This is a genomic window from Paraburkholderia sp. Ac-20347, from assembly GCF_017104805.1.
Lineage (GTDB): Bacteria > Pseudomonadota > Gammaproteobacteria > Burkholderiales > Burkholderiaceae > Paraburkholderia > Paraburkholderia tropica.
The window spans coordinates 1-20,503 of record NZ_JAAGPN010000148.1; the positions used below are offsets into that span (position 1 = coordinate 1).

The 20,503-nt window shown below is 62.0% G+C and carries 17 protein-coding genes, 1 tRNA gene and 1 pseudogene; 14 read left to right on the plus strand and 5 right to left on the minus strand.

Annotated elements, in window-relative coordinates; genetic code table 11:
- Nucleotides 1-508, plus strand: a pseudogene (locus tag G3N97_RS24415) (SDR family NAD(P)-dependent oxidoreductase); the annotation flags it as partial.
- Between the two features lie 31 nt (nt 509-539).
- Here G3N97_RS24415 and G3N97_RS24420 read toward each other — a convergent pair.
- On the minus strand, nt 540-728 hold the full coding sequence (locus tag G3N97_RS24420) for a hypothetical protein (RefSeq protein ID WP_205995527.1): 189 nt from the start codon (nt 726-728) through the stop codon (nt 540-542).
- A gap of 155 nt (nt 729-883) precedes the next feature.
- Nucleotides 884-1,591: a 16S rRNA pseudouridine(516) synthase gene (locus G3N97_RS24425; RefSeq protein WP_205995529.1), complete on the minus strand. Its 708-nt coding sequence runs from the start codon at nt 1,589-1,591 to the stop codon at nt 884-886.
- Between the two features lie 317 nt (nt 1,592-1,908).
- On the opposite strand from G3N97_RS24425, the gene poxB reads away from it, so the two are divergent.
- The 12 genes from poxB (at nt 1,909) to G3N97_RS39605 (ending at nt 16,787) form a co-directional block, all read left to right on the plus strand.
- Nucleotides 1,909-3,627, plus strand: coding sequence for a ubiquinone-dependent pyruvate dehydrogenase (gene poxB / locus G3N97_RS24430; protein ID WP_205995531.1), 1,719 nt, complete (start codon nt 1,909-1,911; stop codon nt 3,625-3,627).
- 903 nt (nt 3,628-4,530) lie between these two features.
- The gene (locus G3N97_RS24435) at nt 4,531-4,770 is read left to right on the plus strand and encodes an AlpA family phage regulatory protein (protein WP_205995533.1); all 240 of its coding nucleotides are present in this window, start codon (nt 4,531-4,533) and stop codon (nt 4,768-4,770) included.
- A 2-nt stretch (nt 4,771-4,772) separates the two neighbouring features.
- Entirely contained in the window at nt 4,773-5,519 is a 747-nt protein-coding gene (locus tag G3N97_RS24440; RefSeq protein WP_205995535.1) for a phage regulatory protein/antirepressor Ant, read from the plus strand.
- A gap of 934 nt (nt 5,520-6,453) precedes the next feature.
- A complete protein-coding gene (locus G3N97_RS24445; RefSeq protein ID WP_205995537.1) occupies nt 6,454-7,290 on the plus strand; it encodes a hypothetical protein in 837 nt (278 codons plus the stop codon).
- Nucleotides 7,287-8,654 (plus strand): replicative DNA helicase, encoded by a 1,368-nt coding sequence (locus tag G3N97_RS24450; RefSeq protein WP_241030810.1) that lies wholly within the window; start codon nt 7,287-7,289, stop codon nt 8,652-8,654. The genes G3N97_RS24445 and G3N97_RS24450 overlap by 4 nt, the downstream gene beginning before the upstream one ends.
- 570 nt (nt 8,655-9,224) lie before the next feature.
- Nucleotides 9,225-11,333 carry a hypothetical protein gene (locus G3N97_RS24455; RefSeq protein WP_205995539.1) on the plus strand — a complete coding sequence of 703 codons (2,109 nt, stop codon included), beginning with the start codon at nt 9,225-9,227 and terminating at the stop codon, nt 11,331-11,333.
- 62 nt (nt 11,334-11,395) lie between these two features.
- Entirely contained in the window at nt 11,396-12,334 is a 939-nt protein-coding gene (locus tag G3N97_RS24460) for a hypothetical protein (protein ID WP_205995541.1), read from the plus strand.
- Nucleotides 12,331-13,752 carry a right-handed parallel beta-helix repeat-containing protein gene (locus G3N97_RS24465; protein WP_205995543.1) on the plus strand — a complete coding sequence of 474 codons (1,422 nt, stop codon included), beginning with the start codon at nt 12,331-12,333 and terminating at the stop codon, nt 13,750-13,752. Before G3N97_RS24460 ends, G3N97_RS24465 begins: the two co-directional genes overlap by 4 nt.
- Nucleotides 13,749-14,765, plus strand: a complete 1,017-nt coding sequence (locus G3N97_RS24470) for a hypothetical protein (RefSeq protein ID WP_205995544.1) — start codon at nt 13,749-13,751, stop codon at nt 14,763-14,765. Before G3N97_RS24465 ends, G3N97_RS24470 begins: the two co-directional genes overlap by 4 nt.
- A gap of 119 nt (nt 14,766-14,884) precedes the next feature.
- Nucleotides 14,885-15,085 carry a hypothetical protein gene (locus G3N97_RS24475; protein ID WP_205995546.1) on the plus strand — a complete coding sequence of 67 codons (201 nt, stop codon included), beginning with the start codon at nt 14,885-14,887 and terminating at the stop codon, nt 15,083-15,085.
- A gap of 135 nt (nt 15,086-15,220) precedes the next feature.
- Nucleotides 15,221-15,880: a hypothetical protein gene (locus G3N97_RS24480; protein ID WP_205995548.1), complete on the plus strand. Its 660-nt coding sequence runs from the start codon at nt 15,221-15,223 to the stop codon at nt 15,878-15,880.
- 424 nt (nt 15,881-16,304) lie between these two features.
- Nucleotides 16,305-16,787 carry a hypothetical protein gene (locus tag G3N97_RS39605; protein ID WP_241030811.1) on the plus strand — a complete coding sequence of 161 codons (483 nt, stop codon included), beginning with the start codon at nt 16,305-16,307 and terminating at the stop codon, nt 16,785-16,787.
- A gap of 11 nt (nt 16,788-16,798) precedes the next feature.
- Here the strand turns inward: G3N97_RS39605 and G3N97_RS24490 are convergent, their stop codons facing one another.
- From G3N97_RS24490 to hemN, 3 genes are all read right to left on the minus strand, one after another.
- Entirely contained in the window at nt 16,799-18,016 is a 1,218-nt protein-coding gene (locus G3N97_RS24490) for an integrase arm-type DNA-binding domain-containing protein (RefSeq protein WP_205995550.1), read from the minus strand.
- A gap of 206 nt (nt 18,017-18,222) precedes the next feature.
- A tRNA-Leu gene (locus tag G3N97_RS24495) sits at nt 18,223-18,307 on the minus strand.
- A 137-nt stretch (nt 18,308-18,444) separates the two neighbouring features.
- A complete protein-coding gene (gene hemN, locus G3N97_RS24500) occupies nt 18,445-19,830 on the minus strand; it encodes an oxygen-independent coproporphyrinogen III oxidase (protein ID WP_205995552.1) in 1,386 nt (461 codons plus the stop codon).
- Nucleotides 19,831-20,017: 187 nt separating this feature from the next.
- Between hemN and G3N97_RS24505 the strand changes: the two genes are divergently transcribed.
- Nucleotides 20,018-20,329 carry a YkgJ family cysteine cluster protein gene (locus G3N97_RS24505; protein WP_205995558.1) on the plus strand — a complete coding sequence of 104 codons (312 nt, stop codon included), beginning with the start codon at nt 20,018-20,020 and terminating at the stop codon, nt 20,327-20,329.
- Nucleotides 20,330-20,503 lie beyond the last annotated feature (174 nt).

Here is a 20,503-nt window from a genome sequence, read left to right on the forward strand (position 1 = left end):
GCGGCCCGCGAACGCCCGCGCCAAGCGACGCGTGGCCGCCGAAAGGCTGCTGCGGCGGGCGACGGCGCGCGGCGCGCTGAGCGCCACTATCGCGCGCATTCCGGGCATTTACGCGGCGACGCGCCTGCCGCTCGCCCGGCTGGAGAAACGCACGCCGGCGCTGCTCGAAGCCGACGACGTCTACACGAGCCACATCCACGCCGACGATCTGGCGGCCATCATGCTGCGGCTCGCCACGCACGGACGCCCGGCGCGCGTGATCCACGCGTCGGACGATAGCGAAATGAAAATGGGGGCGTATTTCGACCGGGTCGCCGATGCCTTCGGACTCGCACGAGCGCCGCGCGTGAGCCGCGCGCAGGCGGAACGCGAGCTCGATCCGGTCCTGCTTTCGTTCATGCGGGAGTCGCGGCGGCTCGACAACGCGCGCCTGAAGCGCGAGTTGCGCGTGCGCCTGCGTTACCCCGACGTGGATGCGTTCCTGCGCACGCTGCCGCCGCGCCCTTGAGCGGGCGGGCGGCATGGCGCAAGCGTGCCGTTCACGTGATGGCCGGCAGCGCCTCGAGCAGGAGGAAGCAGAACAGGGCGCCGAGCAGGACCCCGATCAGATTCGGATGATAGCGATGCCGCAAATGCATCCACGCGAGCAGGCCGCCGATCAGGACCGCTCCCAGTCCCACGAAAAGCATCAACACGGTTGGAATGTCGTATGTGCCGTTGATGATCATGATCCCCCCTCCTTGCAACTTGTAATCGTTGTTTAAACGAGTATAGGGCGGTTTGTCAGCAACAGCATGCTGCGGCGCGGCAAAAACGGGGCCGTTTCGCGGGCCTTTGTGGGGCAACGCACCGAGCGGCGGGGCCGCGCGGTCGCGCCTGTGGTTTACCCCTTGTTGCGCAGTGCGTCGAGCGCGACGGCGTCGAGCCAGCGCCAGGCGCCCGGCGCCAGATCGTCGGGCAGCGCGTAGCCGCCGATCCGCTCGCGATGCAGCGCCTCCACGCGGTTGCCGGCCGCGGCCACCATGCGCTTGACCTGGTGATACTTGCCTTCGAGCACGCTCAGTTCGAGCGTGTGCTCGCCGCGCGCCTGCGCCGAGACCGCCGCGCTGGGCTCGCGCTCGCCATGCAGCAGCACGCCTTCGCGCAGCGCGTTCAACTGCGTGTCGTCGATCGGGTGCTTCGTGGTCGCGACGTAGAGCTTCGGCACCTTGCGCTTCGGCGACGTGAACGCGTGCACGAACTGGCCGTCGTCGGAGAGCAGCAGGAGGCCGGTCGTGTCCTGATCGAGCCGGCCCACGCATTGCACGTTGCGCGCGGCGAAGGGCGGCGGCAGCAGGTGAAACACGCTCAGATGATGCTGCGGATCGCGCGAGCATTCGTAGCCCGCGGGCTTGTTCAGCACGACATACGCCTGCGCGTGGAACGGCCAGTCGGCGCCGTCGACGCTGAACACGAGCCCTTCGGTGTCGAAGTCGGCGTTGGGGTCGTTGCACGGCGCGCCCGCGACGGCGACGCGTCCTTCCGCGACGAGCGAGCGGCACTGGCGGCGCGAGCCGAAGCCCTGGGTGAAGAGAATGCTTTCGAGATTCATGAGGTGACGCTGGCGGCGGAAAACGGCTGAGGGCTGCTGCAAATCGCAGCATTTTAGCGACTGCGCGCCGCTGCGCCGTTTTCTCACGCGCTCCCGAAGATGACGACAGCCTTGCGATCACTGTCGAATTCGCTTGCGATGCTGTTCGCTTAGCGACGTGTTTTGCGCGGATGGCGTAACGTACCGCGATGAACCGGTACGCGTCGCGCCCCGCGCGGCGGCCTCCGTGGCCCGTTCACATTCCCCCTTTTCTCGAGCGTAGCGCGCCCGGCACCGCGCGCTGGCCGCTGCGCGCGGCAACCGATACGGAGGACAGTATGGCGAAGACGATCGCGGATCATCTGGCGAAGACGCTCGAAGCAGTCGGCGTGGAACGCATCTGGGGCGTCACCGGCGACAGCCTGAACGGGCTGTCGGCGAGCTTGCGCAAACTCGGCACGATCCGCTGGATGCACACGCGTCACGAGGAAGTGGCCGCCTTCGCGGCCGGCGCCGAAGCCGCCGCGACCGGCCGGCTCGCGGTCTGCGCGGGCAGTTGCGGTCCCGGCAACCTGCATCTGATCAACGGACTCTACGACGCGCACCGCAACCGCGCGCCCGTGCTCGCGATTGCCGCGCACATTCCGTCGACGGAAATCGGCCTCGGCTACTTTCAGGAAACGCATCCGACCGAACTGTTCCGCGAATGCGCGCACTACGTCGAACTCGTGACGAACGCCTCGCAGTTTCCGCGCGTGCTCGACACGGCGCTGCGCACGGCGATCGACCAGAAGGGCGTCGCGGTGATCGTGCTGCCGGGCGACGTGGCGCTGCTCGACGCGCCCGAGGAGGATCCGACCTGGGCGCAGACGTCGCGGCCCGCGACGCTGCCCTCGTCGGCGGACATCGACCGGCTTGCCGATCTGCTCAATCGCTCGGACGCCGTCACGCTGCTGTGCGGCAGCGGCTGCAAGGGCGCGCACGACGAAGTGGTGGCGTTCGCCGATGCGCTCGGCGCACCGACCGTGCATGCGCTGCGCGGCAAGCAATACGTCGAATGGGATAACCCGTTCGACGTGGGCATGACCGGGCTGATCGGCTTCAGCTCGGGCTATCACGCGATGATGTCGTGCGACACGCTGGTGATGCTGGGCACCGACTTTCCGTATCGCAACTTCTATCCCGCCGACGCGAACATCGTACAGATCGATCGCGACGCCGCGGCGCTCGGCAAGCGCGCGCCGCTCACGCTCGGCCTCGTCGGTGATGTGCGCGAGACCTTGCGGGCGCTCGCGCCGAAGCTCACGCGCAAGACCGATCGCCGCTTTCTCGAGCGTGCGCGTGCGCATTACGCCGACGCGCGCAAGAGTCTCGACGACCTCGCGCGTCCGGCGCCCGCGGGCAAGCCGCTGCATCCGCAATATGTGGCCGCGCGCGTCGATGCACTCGCGGAGCCCGATGCGATCTTCGCCGTCGACGTCGGCACGCCCACGCTCTGGGCCGCGCGCTATCTGACGATGAACGGACGCCGCCGTCTGCACGGCTCGTTCAATCACGGCTCGATGGCGAACGCGATGCCGCAGGCGCTCGGCGCGCAGGCCGCGCACGCGGGGCGTCAGGTGATTTCGCTGTCCGGCGACGGTGGCCTGTCGATGCTGATGGGCGATATTCTCTCGGCGCGCCAGCTCGATCTGCCGATCAAGATCGTTGTCCTGAACAACAGCTCGCTCGGCTTCGTGGCGATGGAGATGAAAGCGGGCGGCTATCTGGAGACGGGCACCGATCTCATCGCGACCAATTTCGCCGATATCGCCAGGGGCGCGGGGATTTTCAGCGTGCGCGTGGAGACCTCCGAAGCGCTCGACGACGCGCTGCGCACGGCGTTCTCGCACGACGGCCCGGCGCTCGTCGACGTGGTGACGACGAAGCACGAACTCGCGATGCCGCCCAAGCTGCAATGGGCGCAGGCGAAGGGCTTCAGTCTGTACATGCTGCGCGCGGTGCTGAGCGGCCGCGGCGACGAGGTGGTGGAACTGGCGCAGACGAATCTGCGCTGAGCGCGCCGCCGCTGAAACCGTTGAAACGACAAAGCCCCGCGAGAGCGGGGCTTTGTGCGTGGATTCTGGTGCTCGGGCCGGAATGGATTTGTCGGTCGAATGCCAGGGTGGATATGGCGTCTGTGGAATTTAAATTTCATAAAACCCCCAAAAAAACCCCCAACTCTGCCTTGCTTGGGGCGCCGAGCTCAATAGGTCCCCTCGATGTTCGGCGAGACGCGAAATCACAGTAGAATGATTTAGGCCGCGCCCGATCGACGGATCGAAAACCGGGTTCCCTCACCTGGCAGGCGCGGCTTCCTTTATGGGGGGATTGCGTCTGAGGGGGCGCATGTGAGTACCGAGGAACCTCGTCGGCGACGGGGGCGGCCCCGTGTCGGCGACAGTCCGGCTCAAGCCGCCGCGTTCGAAGCAATTCAACGTGCTGGGATTCAGTTGCTTTTCTGGGGCTTCCCGCTCCGGAGAAGAGTCGCGCCTGTGCTTTCTCGCTTGGCCGCCGAAGTGCTAAAGACCGATCGCGGACCGGTGTCACTCTCGCCTGATCGTATTGAGCAGATCATCGAGCGTCCCCGCGAATGTTACGGGCGCGAGATGCGTCCTGCTTGGGGACACTACACGCAGGAGACATTAGAAAGGCGCCGGCCGCCCGTATTCTCTCTCGAAGAGCTCGCCCGCATTCTTCTGGGGAACAGAGGAGAGTGGCCCGACGACGGAACCGGGCAAGTTCTGATCCATGGTGACCCAGAGCTGACTCCAAAGGCTCATGCCGCATACCTTGCGAATCGCTTGACTGTGAAGCGCCGCTAATCACCGGACGTTTGCTCAAACGTGGTAATTAAATAGCGCCGTTCGCGCGCCACTCATAACCTTTCGCCATGTTCAACGGACCGCAAAGGTTTTCACATGGCAACCACTTTGGTAGGCGCGACGCCTGATGTTCAGCCGCTCCCGCTTGACGGTTTTATTCGTTGGAATGACCTCAAGCGACTTGTCCCCCTTAGTCACGAATCCGTACGCAAACGGGAAATGAAGGGCCACTTCCCGAGGCGCGTTCGGCTCGGCTCCGCGCGCTGTGTCGGCTGGCCGAACCGTGAAATTCATCGCTGGCTGGCGGATCCGGACGGGTATCGGGCGGAGGGCTGAGCATGGCGACGACCCTGCAAAACACGGCGGACCATGGCGCTCCCGCCGCAGAGTTGGTCCATGTCCGCGATGGCGATCTGGTGACGGATTCGCTGACGATTGCCCACGAGTTTGGGCGGCGCCACGACAACGTGCTACAGACGCTCGACTCCCTGCTGTCGGACGGCACAGTTAGCGGCCTTGAATTCAAGGCCGCTGAGTATTTTGACGAGCAGCGCAAACCGCGGCGGATGGTTGAACTAACTGAGCGTGGCGCGCTAATCGCCATGCCGTTTATCGGTGGTCGCAAAAGCCGTATCGGCCAAGCTCGGCTTGTCGATGCGTTCATGGCATTGCGCGCCCGGGCAAGTGCACCTATGGACCTCGCAAATCCAGACACCCTGCGCGCCTTGCTGCAGTCTCTCGCTGGCCAGTCGCTTCAACTTCAGCAAAAGGTCGAAACATTAGAGCCCCAAGCGCGCGCCTTTGCGAGCCTAAGTGCGTCTCACGGCTCGTTGTGCATCACCGATGCTGCGAAGAACCTCGGCGTGCGGCCGAAGATGCTCTTTTCATGGCTGTCGCAGCGCGGCTGGATCTATCGTCGAGGAGTCGAATGGATCGCGTACCAAACAGCGCTTGAGCGCGGCCTGGTGGAGCATCGGGTAACGACGATCCATCGCAACGACGACAGCGTCAAAGCGACAACTCAAGTTCGTGTCACGGCTAAAGGTTTGGCGATGCTAGCGAAGAAGCTGGCGGAGACTGCATGATGACAATCCCATACGAAGCAGCGATGCTTTGCGGCCACCGCAAACTTAATCTCGCTGATCTTGCGCGATCCCACACGGTGTACCTGGGCGCGGCTATCCTGAGGGTTGCCGACGCTTGCATGCTATTGGGGTTTCGCTATACTGTTCCCGTGGCCGAGACAACGGCCAACGGGATTGGCGTCCCGAATGTTCCGTGGCGGACTGCCGCCACTGCGCGGTTTTTTTACGTCCGTACGCTTTGTCCCCCCTTCAATGGTCGGGCCTTGGTGAGGGAGCGCTTGCGCTCGCCGGTTCCCACGGACGCCGGTACGCCAACCTTGTCATGTGCCCGGCCACCCCGATTGGCGTCGGCGGCCGGGTTTGTCAAACCTGTCCGTGGAGGCCGCTATGCGCGCTAATGCCGCCGCTCGTCTCGAGCAAACCCAATCCTATTTCCTCACCCGCGAACCCCATCGTCGCGAAAGCAATCTTCTCGTTTGGGTCGGTGACGACATCGGCCAACGCCGTGACGGCGACGTCACCGTTCGATTTAAGTATGCTTCGCGGGATCCCAAAACATGGACTGGCACTTGGGAAGTCCCTCTTGACGGTGCGCTTGCCGTCGCGGGGTTGATCGATGAGGAGGGCCTATTCCAGATCGAGTCGGCGCTCGCACACGCTGCTCAGAATGGTTGCTTGTCCCCATCCGATCTTGCGATTTGGGACGCGTACGAACCTCCGATTGCTCGAAAGTGGTTGCCCGTAGCCTACGTCGAGAGTCATTGTGGTGGTAGCCGTTCCGAGGTCATCGGCTCACCAGCGCGCGGTCATCACGTCGCAATGTGCGCGGCGCAAGACCTCTGTGATTCCGTATCCGGCGTAGGGTACACCGCGCGGCTTTTGACCGATCGCGACGATCGCACTCGCGTGCCGCGCCTTCACGCCTGAGTTTTCAATGCCGATTGTCAACGGTCCGCGTCCTGATCGTGATTTCACGATCGTTCGCAACGCTGTCATTAACGATACCCGGCTGTCGCTCGCGGCACGCTTCATCTTGATCTATCTACTTAGCAAGCCGGAGAGTTGGGCCGTGAGTCCCCAGGACCTTGTGAATCAGTCTAGGGACTCAGCCCGGCCATCCGGGAAAAAGGTGATCTACGCTGCGCTGGATGAACTGATTAACGTTGGCTATGTGCATCGACGCCGACTCGCGAAGGGCGGCGTCGAATACACCGTCTATCACCTCCCGCAGTCTACGTGTACGCAGGTGAGTCCTTCCGAAAATATCGAGCCAGGCCCCGCCGGCGTTCCACTTTGCCCAAATGGAAAAGTGGCTTTTGACCCACTTTGCCCAAAGGGAAAAGTCCCAAAGGGAAAAGTCCCAAAGGCGCCACTAGTAAAGACTGAAGTTGTAGAAAAAACTGAAGTTAAGGAAAAGCCGGAGCCGCTCCGCGTGGTGACGAAGAGATCAGGAGAGAAGAAGTTGCCGTTCAAAGCTTTCATCGAGAGTTGCAAAGCTAGAGGAGAGCAGGTGATTCCAGATTCCGATCCCATATTCACCTACGCCGATCGCTCGGGTATTCCCCATGACGTTCTTTTGCTGGCGTGGCAGGTATTCCGGGACAAATATCTCGCCGATGAAGCCAAGCAGCAGATCGACTGGCGAGCCACATTCAGAAGTTCTGTACAGGGTAGCTGGTTTCGATTGTGGTTCTTCGATCAAAGCACCGGCGAATGCAGGCTTACCACGGCCGGGGAACAAGCAAAGCGGAATTACCAGAGGGCCGCATGATGAGCGAATTCGACCTTCAGCGGTCTGCGCTACATTCCGTCGAAGCCGAGCAGAGTGTCATCGGTGCACTACTCCTCGACAATGATGCGGTTGACCGGATTGATGGTCTGCGCGCCGAGCACTTCTACCGCGCGGATCATCGAGTGATTTTCGGCAAGGTCACGGAGATGATTATCGCGGGCGGTGCAGACGTGGTGACGGTCTACGCTGCATTGCAGGCGAGCGGCAAGGCCGAGCAAATTGGCGGCTTGGCCTACCTCAACGCGTTAGCTCAAAACACTCCCGGCTCGGCAAACATCGCCCGCTATGCCGGCATAGTACGCGACCGTGCGCAGAAGCGCGGCCTGCTGGCGGTGGCATCCGAGATTCGCGAATCTATCGGCGCGAGGCCCGACGAAGCGGTCACACTCATAGACCGGGCTGCATCAGCGCTGGAGGCGCTCTCCGATGGCGTGGTGAAGCAGGAGCCGAAACCCATCGCGCAGGGGCTGGCGGAGCACCTCGCGGAACTGGAGCGCCGCTCGAGCGGCACGTCGCCTGCGCTCTCGACTGGCTTTGCCGACCTCGACAAGCGTCTGAACGGCGGATTGCGGCCCGGCTGGCTCACAATCCTCGCGGCGCGTCCGGGCATGGGGAAAACGGCGCTGGGCCTGAATGTCGCCGCCCACGTGGCCGCCAGCCGTAGCGTGCTCGTTCTCAGCATGGAAATGCCTGAGAGCGAGGTCCACGACCGGATGATTGCTTCGCTGGGTCGCGTGCCGCTCTCGCAGGTGATGGAGGCACCCGCGGCCGACAACGAATTCTGGGGGCGAGTCACGGTAGCGGCGCAGAAGGTCACGGAGCTGACGCTGCACGTTGACGACCAGGCCGCATTGCGGTTGCAGGACGTGCGCGCGAAGGCGCGCATGGTGAAGCGCCGGCATGGCCTCGACCTGCTCGTTATCGACTACTTGCAACTGATGGCGGGCGAGGGCGCGAACCGTAACGCGGAGATTGAGGGTATCTCGCGCGGGCTCAAGGCGCTTGCGAAAGAGTTGGGCGTCGCTATCCTCTGTCTCGCGCAGCTCAATCGGCGCGTGGAGGATCGCGGTGGGATGCCGAAGCTTTCCGACCTGCGCGACTCGGGCGCCATTGAGCAGGACGCCGACGCCGTGCTGTTCATTCATCGAGAAGAGATTTCAAACCCGGACGCGGGCGAGCAATGGCAGGGTTTCGCCCAAGTGCGGGCCGCTAAATTCCGGCACGGCCGTACTGGCGACCTCGCACTCACTTATCGCGGTGAGTATGTGACGTTTGAAAACCATGATGGGCCGTGGCCCGCGTTTCCAGCGGGGCGAAAGGCTTGCAATAAGGGGTTCAATTGATGAGGTGCGAGGTGCGAGAGCTGGGCGACGATGACGTAGCTGTCGCGCTTGCAAATGCGGAACTCAGTGACCATGCGCGGTCCAGGCCCCGGATTCTGGACTTCCGCCAATGGCGGAAGTGTGATCACGCGCCTTTCAGCAAGCCGATAGACCGAGCGCTTCACGTCATCGTGTCGTGACTCGACCAAATCGGCGATTTCGCGGCTCGACATCGTCGGCGTTGCCCCGGCGATCAACGAAGACATGCGACCTCCGCGGCGGTCGGACTGACGCACACTGACTTTTAGCAAAAACCGAGCGTTCGCCCTGACGGGGTCAGTTGCCAGGCTGCGGGCGACGCGATCGAATTTTCTGCGATGTAGGAAATCCAGACGCCGCTGCGACGTCGAGTGCGCTTACCTTTCGTGTATTTCAGGAGCAGTACGCGCGCGCGCGCGTGGCGATGGCGAAAATGTTTCGGCAAGCTCATTCGGTGCTCGTGGCTGCTGCCAATCGTGCGCGGGAAAGTGCGTACCGAAATGCTTAGCCTACATGTTGCAATTCATGATTATTTTCAGAAGGTGAACACACATGGCGGTCCGCATCCCGACATACCAGCAGCAGACGTCGATTCAGGACGGCACGCCGATCCCGAGCGTGCCGCTTGACGTTCCTCGTTCGACGCTCGGGCAGTCGATCGGCCAAGCCGCGCAGGCCGTCACCGATTACGCACAGGCGCAGCAGCTCATCCAGAAAGATGCGGCGGCAACTGAAACGGCGCGCGTGACGTCGCAGGTCGGGCTGCAGCTGAATCAGGCCAGGAGCGACGCGGTCACGAGCGCGCAGCCGGGCGGCTATGGCCTGACGCAAGGGTTCCAGCAGACGTTCGACAAGATCCGCACGGACACGCTCGCAGACGTCTCGAATCCCTACGCCGTGAAGGCGCTGAATCTGTATTTCGACCACCAGCAGCTCACGTATGGGGCGTCGATGCAGGACGCCGAGAACGGCATGCGCACGAAGTACATCGCGCAGAATCTCGGCGACACGGCGGACAACGTGACGCGCACGATCGCGCAGGATCCGTCACAGTACACCGCGTCGCTCGCGCCGCTCGTCGGGACGATCAACGGCCTCGATGGTATCGACGGCAACACGAAAGCCGCGCTGGTGAGCAAGTTCACCCAGCAGGCCGCGTTCGCCGCCGGCGCGCGCGTGGCGCAGGACAACCCGAACGGCTTCATCAATGCGTTCCAGACGCCCGCGGACAAACCGATGCCGGCCGGGTTCGAGTGGATGCGCAGCATCGACGGGCAGAAGCTCAATCTGTTGCAGAACCACGCGCAGGGCCTCGCTGCGCAGCAGCAGAACGCCGCTGACGCGGCCGCCGTGCAGCGCGAGAACGCGGGCGCGGACGCTTTCAATCAGGCGCTCGACCTCGTGAATCAGGGCAAACAGCTCAGTCTGCCGTATCAGACTTCGTTGCTCGCGGCGACGCAGGGCACCGCCGTTGGCGCGCAGACGCAGCAACTGATCCAGCAGTCGGCGCGGAACATGGGTTTCGTCAGCATGCCGCTGCCGCAGCAGCACGCGTCGATCCAGTCGGACCAGGCAGCCGCCGCGACGCCCGGCATCGGCACCGATCCAGCCACAGCAGCAGCCGTGGCGGCGCGGCAGAAGATGTACACGGCGAGCGTCGAGGCGTACAAAACCGATCCGTGGAATGCGGCGCTCGATCGCGGCGTGATTCAGCAGATCCCACAGGTGGATACCTCTAGCGTCGGCGCGATGATGAATTCGCTTTCGGCGCGTGCGGCAGCGGTTGGCACCGTCGAGAACGCGGCGGGACGCCGCGTGTCGCTGCTCACGCCTGACGAGTCGTCGCAGGTTCTTCAGCAGGTGCAGGCGTTCCCGATCGACCAGAAGGCGCAGGTGCTCGACTCGATGGGTGGCGTGTTTGGTCAAGCCGCCCGCATCAACGATCTGGCCCAACAGTGGAAGGACAAAGATCCTGTCATGGCGCTCGCTCTCAAAGCGGGCGCTGGCGGTGGAAACGGTGATCCGCTGAAAACCAACAGCGGTGCGCCTGTGAGCGCGTTCATTTTGAATGGCGCGCAGGCGCTCAAGGACAAGCTGGTGAAATTCGATGAAACCGTCGGCAGTGGCGTGCAGGCGACGATCGCAAAGAAGGTCGACGGCGCACTGCCGCCGCAACAGGCCGATGACGCGAAGCAGATGGCGTTTTACATCGCCGCAGGCAACGCGCGGTACTACGGCCGTTCGGCCCCGGATTCGAACGACATTCAGGCGGGCATCGATGCCGCGACAGGCGGTATCGCAGACACTGGCGGCCTGCGGCCGAACGGCGACTCGAACACCGTAGCCATGCCGTACGGCTGGCGTGAGGACGATTTCCAGAACGCGGTGAAGACGGCCGGCGCGGGCAACATCGAGAACACGATAGGCGGCAAGCCCATCGATACGGTGTATGCGAACGGCTCAGCCATCCCGGTCAGCGACTTCATGGCGAAATTTCCCAGCTACCAGCTCGTGCGCGTTGGCGTGCGCGGCACGTACGCGGTGTCGAGCGGCTCGAAGTTCGTGATGGACGCGAGCGGAGCCCCCATACGAGTGCACCTGACGCTTGCTCAGCCAGCCACTTCAGTGGCAGATCCGACCACTGGATTTCCTGTGCCTTAGCCATCGCAGGATGGTGCAAGTGTAATGGGAAATTATTGTCTTACAGTTAAATAGGTCTACTAATGACAGTCGAGTCTTCCGTTCAGGACGTTACGTATGAAATGGATGGTGTAACGCTTGCGTTCCCCATTCCGTTTTATTTTCTCGACACCGCGCACGTTTACGCGGACTTCATCGATTCTGCCGAAAACCTTACGTCCCTCGTCAATGGTACGGACTTCACTGTCACAGGCGCAGGCGATGAGGATGGCGGAACGCTCACGCTGGCGTTGGCGAAAGCAGCACCCTACAACCTGCACATCTATCGCGACGTTCCTGTCACTCAGGAAACGGCGTATCAGCAGAACAGCGCTTTCCCCGCGAAAACCACTGAGACTGCGCTCGACAAGTTGACGATGATCGCGCAGCAGAACGCGAGCGCCGTTGAAAACTCGATCCGCTATCCGCTCAACGAATATGGCACCGACGGCACGCTTCCGAACAAGACTGAGCGCGCAGACACAGTGCTCGGGTTTGATAGCGCGGGCTCGCAAGCACAGTATCCATTGCCGGCTTCTGTTGGCGCGGGCGACCTGCGGATTGAGGACTGGACGGCGGCCGTCGACTTTGTTGCGGGCACTTCCAACTCGGTACCGCTCTCGCGCAACTACACGACCAAAGCGAATCTCGGCACGGTCGTGATGGATTCGGTACCGCAGGACCCGAATTCCTATTCGATCGACGACGGATCTCTCATCTTCAACCAACCGATCCCAGATCACATTTCACGTATCTGGTGCATTGGTGGCACGTCGCTATCACTCGGTAAGGCGGCGAGTGGAAGCGTCGGCGCGGACCAGTTCGCATATCCGATCGCAGGCGCGACCACTGATCGTCCGTCCGATGCTCCAAACGGCTGGCAGTTCCTAGATACCTCTCTTGGTGACGGCAACGGCTTGCCGATCACACGGTCAAGTCTTTCCTCAACCGGCTGGGTCAATTCGACTGGATACCCTGTATGAAAAAAATCGTTGCCACTTTTCTCGCGCTACTACTCAGCGCTACTGCGTCCGCACAAGCATTCGATGTGAAGGACATGCATGTGCGTGGCACTTTGCGTCAGGAGGCCCCTTCTGCGCAGCCAGGCTGCACGAACATCATGACGTATGGCGGCGTCGCTAATGGTCAAAACGACAACAGCGCCGCATTTGACGCCGCGGTCGCCGCAACGAAATCGACTGCGTCGTTCACCGGCTCGATCTCGGGCACGACTCTTACCGTTACCGGCGTTTCATACGGTACGCTGCGAACCGGACAGGTGCTGACGGGGAACGGAATAGCGTCGTCGGTGTGGATTTCAGCGCTTGGCACCGGTACGGGCGGCGTTGGAACCTACACGCTCAACACGTCGCAGACGGTTGCTTCGGAGACGATCTCGGCCGGCTACACGGACAACGCCTGCATCTATTTTCCCCCTGGTACCTATCTTTTCTCCGCAGGCTTGAACTACACGCTGCCGTCGTCTGTCGCCTCTATCACGATAAAGGGTGCAGGGGCGGGTGTGTCGAATCTCTACTGGCCTGGTGGCGGTGGCCTCGAGATCCAATATCAGAGCGCGAACAATTCGGCGCACCTGGCGGACTTGTCGATCTATACCGGTGCGTCAAACTACGGTAACGGCTTGTATCTCGTTCAGAACTCAACTATTGCTAATCCCGCGAATACAGCGCAGTCCGACATTATCAACGTGACGGTATCTGGGAAGCCTGATACGGGAGCGTATTGGCAGAAGGGCATTTCGCTGATCGGGGTATCGAACGTCAATCTGTTCGGCGTGAATGTGGTGGGCGGCGGCACGACAGGGACCGGGCTGTACCTGTACACAACCTCGTCGGTGCCAGGCGTCGTCTATAACGTCACGTCCTCGACTTTCAACTACCTGCAGTACGGTTTGTATTACGGGCCCTATGTGCAAGGCGTTAGCGTGTCGCAGTGCAATTTCACGGGCGGCCTGTACGGGATCTACGCGCCATCCGGCAACACCGGAACTGATCAGCTTTACGTAGCTGGCACCCAGTTCAACGTGAGCGGTGCGGCCATCTATGAGCTGACGCAAGTGTCGAATTCCGACATCGTTGGGAACCTGTTCATCGTCCAGAACAATTCGCAGGGGATCAACCTCGCACAGTCCGGCTATTACGCGATCGTTGGCAATTCGTTTAACCCGAATGGCGGCACGAACGCGAATGCCATCGTGATTAACAACAGCATTTCGCCTGGGATTATCACCGGGAACAACATTTTCGGTATGGGCGCTACTGGGATCACGCTTCAATCTGGTAGCCAATACGTGAACGTCCAATCGAATGTTTACTCGGGCAACGGTACCAACGTTGTGAACAGTGGCACGAACAACACTGTCGGGGGGGGATCGCAATGAAGCGGAACAGCAATGGAATCACCATGAAGCAGCGGCATTTATTCGTTAGCCTCTCAATCGCCTTTTCGACTATCGCGGCGTCGGCATTTGGTGCGAGCACTGTGCCGCCGGCGATGCTCAATCCGTCCGGATCGACGGCGGGGCAGGCGATTATCTCGACAGGCGCGAGCAGCGCGCCGGTATGGGGCGCGGTGCCGTTGACGGGCATCACGGGCACGCTGGCAATCGCCAACGGCGGCACGGGCGCCGCAACGCAGGCTGCCGCGCTTACGAATCTGCTGGGTTCGTCGGCGATCCCGGTGGCGAATGGTGGCACTGGCGCGAGCACTGCAGCGACGGCGCGCTCGAATCTCGGGACCGCGGCGAGCGGCGCAAACAGTGACATCACGTCGTTGACTGGCTTGACGACACCTTTGAGCCTGACGCAGGGCGGCACGGGCGCCACAACGGCGGCCGCCGCGCAGACGAGCTTGGGGCTCGGCACGGCAGCCACGTACGCAACTGGCACGAGCGGCTCGACCGTTCCGTTGCTCAGCGGGGCAAACACGTGGTCGGCTGCACAAACGTTCAGTTCGACGATCACGCCGACGGGCGGCATTACGGGGCGCACGAGCGGGGCGGCCGCAGCCTCGGGAATTGTTGGTCAGCCGGTCAACGTGACAACGACGGGGACCTCTCTGACCACGGCCACAGCGGCAAACTGCACAAGTCTGTCGATAGCTGCTGGAACTTGGCTTGTTTGGGGGCAAGTCACTTTTGCGCCTGGCGGCACGATTACTGAGACGAACATTGCTGCTGGTGTCAGCACCACCTCTGCGACATTTTCGTCGGGCACAGTCCAAACAATCCAGTTTGGCAGCGGGATTTCAACTACGTTGGGACAGAGCATCATGGCGACGCCGCAGGTCCTAAATCTGAGCGCTGCGACGTCGGTCTATCTGGTTGGGAGCGCTTCGTTTTCCGGGGCAACGCTGACGTGCAGCGGCTATCTGTATGGTGTGCGGATTGCATAGCCAGGAAGATCGACGAAGTAATCACCTTGCTGCGGGTTCGTGGTGCCGACGTCGCTGTGACGCTGGATAGTGCGCTTCGTTATGGGCAGAGTGTACGTATCAAACAGATTAGGAACCATATGACGACCCTGTTCCACTCGCCCAGCATCCCGCAGACGAAGGCGACCAACGTCCCGGCGATCACGGACACGACGCAGGCGCAGCAGGATGCCGCGGATCGTCTGGCGCGCCGCCGCGGCGCCGCCGCCACGGTTTCAGCTGGCGACTCGGCGACGATCTCGCCGGGTAGCGTCGCAACCAAAACGCTTCTGGGGTCGTGATAGACGGCCTTCTGTCGGCGGTCGAATTACGCATTCGGCCAGACGACGGCACACATGCGTGGTTCAGGTGTCCGAGCGAAAAAATGATGTATGCGCTGCACATTTTCTGACAAACCGCATATCTTGGAGATAGCGATGGGTAAGGTTAATACGCGGGCACTTGAGCAGAAGTTGGGAGAAGCGCGAAAAAGCGTCGAAGAGGCGCGCGGTCGACTCACCGCCGCGATGCTTGCCTCCGGTGGCGAGTCGACCGCTCAAACCGACGTGATAGGCCAGGAGATTGCCTCTGCGCTTGAGAAAGTTGCGGCATTGCAGCGGGCTTCAGAGGCTGCGTTCGAAGCGAGCATTATCGAGGCGAGGCAAAGGGTTTCGGAAGAGTCGGCGGCCGCGTTTGAAAAAATCGAGCGAATGGAACGTAGGTTTTCAGTAACGGTTAAGGCGCTCGATGATGCGGTATGGGCTCATCGCTGTGCGATTAGTGAGGTCGAGCAGATGTTTGCGGAGCTTCGCGCTCTCGCTTCTCAAGCGATACAGGACTCGCCATTGTCGCGGGCGCATCGGAACTTGATTATCGACTCGCGCGTCGTGCTTGACACGGCGACCATCGTCTTCGAGCGTGGCGAGAAAGGTCTTCTGTCGGGCACCTTGCAAGAGAATATCGCCGGGCCCGGTTATTTGGTCGAGATTGCGAAAGGAAATTTTCAGAACTTTCTTAAGCAAATCGCGTTGAAGCGCTTCCCATTGCCGAGCGATCCGCGATCGCCGTTGCATCAGGGCCACTTGGCTGCAGACTGAATTTCGTGCGTTGCTGCGAACCGTCGGTGGACTGGAGCTCGGTCCTGACTGATCTCAGGGCGTCTTTCGGAGGATTCGGGAGGGTGTGGTCGACGCTCGCCGCGAGCGGCTGTCGACCGATATCCGTAGCGGCCCTGCGGCTTTACTGGAGCGGTGGCGCTGAACCAAGTCATTCGCGTGGCGAGGCGCTGCTGGCGGCCTGGCTGTGGGCGACAGGCGCATCACCTGACGATATTCCGTACTGCCCTGGGCACGACACACTACGGGAGCCTCCGGAGCGGCTTCCATCTTTGTTTGTGCGATCGCTGTTGGTGTCGCGATGCGATAGTCACGTGACGGCGTGGCTATCGCGTCGTCGATCAGTAGTATGCCGACGTCATCAAGGTAATGTGTCGGCATCTGGGATGAGACCGCAGGCGCCAAAATGAAGACCGCTTTGCCGAAGCTGCACCGTATCAACGCCGCCGCCGCCGCCCTCGGCGTTTCGCGCGCCACCATCTACCGCTTCGTGAACCAGGGCAAACTGACGCTCGTCCAGCTCGGGAAGAATTCCTCGGCAATCACCGAAGACAGCCTGCGCGCAATGATGGCGCTGAGCGTGTCAACGCCTGCCACGTTTGAACGCGACTTCGTACAGGGATCTATTGCTGACCCGCTTAGCCATGCGAGTGCGGGTGGACTCTCCGCGCCCCGGAGAAGTCGATCGCCTCGCGAGAATTCTGAAATAGAGCGTCTTTCCTACTTGCTAACAAAACATGTCGCTGACATGGAGCATGGTTTCACTATCTCCACGGGCTATGGATCCTTACGCATCGACAAGAAAGACGCGGTGCCTATCGCGCGGATAGTGCGTTCGATTTTGCTAGAGCAGATCGAGCGCGCGAGGAAGGGCCGTGCCGGTTTATAGGTGCGCGAATTTCAGTGAGTTGCCGTGTTGATTTGGATGACGTCGGCGCCTGCCTTCAGCCTCTCCAGATAATCGGCCCATTTCTGCATCATCGCGCGCCGTTCTTTGATGAACCGCGTGCGGTTGTACGCGCTGCCTAGATTGTCAGGCACCGCGTGCGCGAGCTGGTGCTCGATAACTTCGGGTTTCTGCTCAAGTTCCTCATGAAGGATTGTGCGTGCCATCGCGCGGAAGCCGTGGCCGGTGATCTCGGTGCGGGTGTCATAGCCGAGCCGGCGCAGAGCGGCGTTGACGGCGGCGTCGCTCATCGGCCGTTTTCGATCGCGGGCGCCGGGGAATACATAGCGGCTCGCGCCTGTAAGTGCGTGCAGTTCGCGCAAAATGATGACTGCCTGCGTGGCGAGTGGCACGAGATGCTCGGTCTTCGTCTTGCTGACGTGGTAGCGCCACTCGGCTTTGTCTAAGTCGATATCTGACCATTCCGCCTGCCGCAGTTCACCGGGCCGCACGAACAGCATCGGCGCGAGCTTGAGCGCGCACAGTACGGGGAACGTGCCAGTGAAGCCGTCAAAGGCGCGCAGCATCTCACCGACCTTGGCCGGCTCGGTGATGGAGGCGAAGTGCTCGGTCTGCGCTGGCGGAATGGCGCCGACGAGATCGCGCGCCGGATCGGACTTGCAGAAGCCTTCCTTAATGCCGTAGCGGAAAACTCGACTGATTTCGCCGCGCAGGCGGTGTGCCGTAAAGCGCGCGCCGCGGCTATCCACACGCTTGAGCGTATCGAGAATCTCGGGAGCGTCAATCTCTGCGATAGGCCGCTTGCCGAGCCATGGGAAGGCGTCACTCTTGAAGCGCGCCAGCGTCTTTTCGTACTGCGCGAGCTCGACATACGGCCGGCGCTCATCCATCCAAGCGAGTGCAACTGCTTCGAAGGAATTGGTCGCGGCAATTTTGGCGGCGCGCTTGTCGGCTTTTTTTGCTTCGCTTGGGTCGATGCCGGCCGCGAGTTTTTCTCGCGCTGTCTCACGTCGCTTGCGTGCCTCTGAGAGCGAGATCGCGGGGTACATGCCGAGCGCAAGGCTTTTCTCTCTTCCATTGACCCGGTACTTCAGTACCCAGCGTTTGCCGCCGGCTGGGGTGACGAGAAGGAACAGGCCGCCGGCATCAAACAGCTTTTGCTGCTTTGCTGTTGGCTTGGCGTTCCGTACTGCGAGTTCTGTGAGAGCCATTGGGGTGCGCCGTCCTGGAATCAGGGGACCTCCCGGGGGCTTTTTGTACCGCCAGTTCACCAAGACGCATAACAACCCCCGAAATAGCCCCCAGCTGGGGGTTATTTTGGTGTGGGAAAGGTTGCAGTAGTTTGCAACAAAAAACCCCGCAGCGCTATGACTGGCGGGGCTTCATTGTTAAACGTTGAAAACGTTTGGAGGGTCTCTGGTGCCTCGGGCCGGAATCGAACCGGCACTCCTTTCGGAACCGGATTTTGAGTCCGGCGCGTCTACCAATTTCACCACCGAGGCAGTTTTCGTGGTCTGCTTTCTTTGTCTGCGGGACAGACACGCGAAGTAGCCGTAAATTATGACGCAAATCGGCGCCGCAGGCAACTTGCTGACGTGAGGCGAAGTCAGGCGCGGCGAGATTGCTCTTAAACCGCGCCTCAAACCGTGCGCGAAAACCGCTCCATCGGCTGCGTGCCCAGATAACGGTCGAACACCATCGCGATGTTGCGCACGAACATGCGCCCGGCGGGCAGCACTTCGAGCCGGTTCGAGCTGCGCGCCACCAGGCCGTCGGCCTCGAAGCCGCGCAGGCGCTCCATTTCGGGCGCGAAGGCGCTCAGGAAGCGCACGCCGTAGGCCGCCTCGAATTCGTCGAAACGCAATTCCAGATTGCACATCAGCTCGGTGATGATGTCGCGGCGCAGGCGGTCGTCGGCGCTGAGGCGGACGCCGCGCGAGATCGCCAGCCGGCCGGCGTCGATGGCCGTCCCGTAGGCCGGCAGCTCTTTGGCGTTCTGCGCGTAGACGTCGCCGACCTTGCCGATCGACGAGGCGCCGAAGCCGATCAGATCGCAGTCCGCGCGCGTGCTGTAGCCCTGGAAATTGCGATGCAGCGTGCGCTTCGCCTGGGCGCGCGCGAGTTCGTCGGTGGGCAGCGCGAAGTGATCCATGCCGATGTAGACATAGCCCGCGTCGGTGAGCTGCTCGACCACGAGCTGCAGCAGCGCGAGCCGCGTGGCGGGCGTGGGCAGCGCGGCGGCGTCGATTTGCCGCTGCATCTTGAAGAGCTGCGGCATGTGCGCATAACCGAACACCGACAGGCGGTCGGGCGCGAGCATCAGAATGGTGTCGAGCGTGCGCCGGAAGCTTTGCACGGTCTGGTGCGGCAGACCGTAGATCAGGTCGACGCTGAGCGACTCGAAACCGTGCTCGCGCGCGGCGTTCATCACGTTGACGGTCATTTCGAGCGGCTGCACGCGGTTGACCGCTTCCTGCACGATCGGATCGAAGTCCTGCACGCCGAGGCTCAGGCGATTGAAGCCGAGCTGGCGCAGGTGCGCGATGGTCCGCGCCGAGGCTTCGCGCGGATCGATTTCGATCGAATATTCGCCTTCGCTGTCCGGACGCAGCGCGAAATGCTCGCGCGTGGCGGCCATCAGCGCGCTCATTTCGTCGAGCGAGAGGAAAGTGGGCGTGCCGCCACCCCAATGCAGCTGCGAGACGGGGCGTTTGGTGTCGAACAGCGCGGCCTGCATCTCGATCTCGCGCACCAGTTGCTTCAGATACGGTTTCGCGCGGGCGCGGTTTTTCGTCGCAACCTTGTTGCAGCCGCAATAGAAGCAGACGGTGTCGCAGAAGGGGATGTGGAAGTAGAGCGAGAGGTCGGTGTCGGTCGCGCCGGGATCTTCGGCGGCGTGGCGGTAATCGTCGAGATTGAAATCGTCGCGGAACTGAAGTGCGGTCGGATAGGACGTATACCGTGGGCCGTTTGCGCCGTATTTGGCGAGCAGGTCGGGGCGGAAGAGCAGGTCGGCGTCGCTCATGCGAGAGTCTCGTGGGTATGACGCGCCGGATGGCGTCCCCGGAGGGGCGTCTTACAGCGCCGGATGAATCCAGTGTAAGAGGGCGCCGTCGCCGACGTTTGTGTAAAAAGGTCGCAGCTTGCGATGGCACAATGCGAACACGATTTTCCGGCCAGTTTTCCTTGTTTTGGCCCCGTACAGTTATGAGATTCAGGAATTCGAGTTGAGCGCAGGTCTTGTCGTTACCCCGTCCGAACATGCGTGCCGCCCCGGTTGTGGCGCATGCTGTATCGCGCCGTCCATTTCGAGCCCGATTCCGGGCATGCCCCAGGGCAAGCCGGCGGGCGTGCCGTGTATCCAGCTCGACGACGATCTGCAGTGCCGGATCTTTGGTTCGCCGCTGCGTCCCGCCTGTTGCTCGGGGCTGCAACCGCAGGCGGAGATGTGCGGCGATACGCGCGAACAGGCGCTGGTCTGGATCGCGCAGCTCGAAGCGGCCACGCAGCCCGGCGCGCACTGAATGCCGTCACGCCTGAGCGATACATCAGGCGTGACGCAGCCGTAACCCAGCCATTACCCAGTCGTCCTTCAAGGAGATTTCGCATGATCCGACGCGCGACGCGCGCCCCGTCCTCCACGCCCGGCGCCGCGCGCGCCACGCGGCGGGCCTTTCTGCTCGCGGCCTGCGCCGCAG

Coding starts and splice junctions, on each gene's coding strand:
- G3N97_RS24470 (WP_205995544.1), top strand. CDS start 13,749: ATGAAGCGGAACAGCAATGGAATCACCATGAAGCAGCGGCATTTATTC.
- hemN (WP_205995552.1), bottom strand. CDS start 19,830: ATGAGCGACGCCGACCTGCTCTTCCGCCCCGACCTGCTCGCCAAATAC.
- G3N97_RS24465 (WP_205995543.1), top strand. CDS start 12,331: ATGAAAAAAATCGTTGCCACTTTTCTCGCGCTACTACTCAGCGCTACT.
- poxB (WP_205995531.1), top strand. CDS start 1,909: ATGGCGAAGACGATCGCGGATCATCTGGCGAAGACGCTCGAAGCAGTC.
- G3N97_RS24455 (WP_205995539.1), top strand. CDS start 9,225: ATGGCGGTCCGCATCCCGACATACCAGCAGCAGACGTCGATTCAGGAC.
- G3N97_RS24475 (WP_205995546.1), top strand. CDS start 14,885: ATGACGACCCTGTTCCACTCGCCCAGCATCCCGCAGACGAAGGCGACC.
- G3N97_RS24425 (WP_205995529.1), bottom strand. CDS start 1,591: ATGAATCTCGAAAGCATTCTCTTCACCCAGGGCTTCGGCTCGCGCCGC.
- G3N97_RS24490 (WP_205995550.1), bottom strand. CDS start 18,016: ATGGCTCTCACAGAACTCGCAGTACGGAACGCCAAGCCAACAGCAAAG.
- G3N97_RS24420 (WP_205995527.1), bottom strand. CDS start 728: ATGATCATCAACGGCACATACGACATTCCAACCGTGTTGATGCTTTTC.
- G3N97_RS24445 (WP_205995537.1), top strand. CDS start 6,454: ATGCCGATTGTCAACGGTCCGCGTCCTGATCGTGATTTCACGATCGTT.
- G3N97_RS24440 (WP_205995535.1), top strand. CDS start 4,773: ATGGCGACGACCCTGCAAAACACGGCGGACCATGGCGCTCCCGCCGCA.
- G3N97_RS39605 (WP_241030811.1), top strand. CDS start 16,305: ATGAAGACCGCTTTGCCGAAGCTGCACCGTATCAACGCCGCCGCCGCC.
- G3N97_RS24480 (WP_205995548.1), top strand. CDS start 15,221: ATGGGTAAGGTTAATACGCGGGCACTTGAGCAGAAGTTGGGAGAAGCG.
- G3N97_RS24450 (WP_241030810.1), top strand. CDS start 7,287: ATGATGAGCGAATTCGACCTTCAGCGGTCTGCGCTACATTCCGTCGAA.
- G3N97_RS24435 (WP_205995533.1), top strand. CDS start 4,531: ATGGCAACCACTTTGGTAGGCGCGACGCCTGATGTTCAGCCGCTCCCG.
- G3N97_RS24460 (WP_205995541.1), top strand. CDS start 11,396: ATGACAGTCGAGTCTTCCGTTCAGGACGTTACGTATGAAATGGATGGT.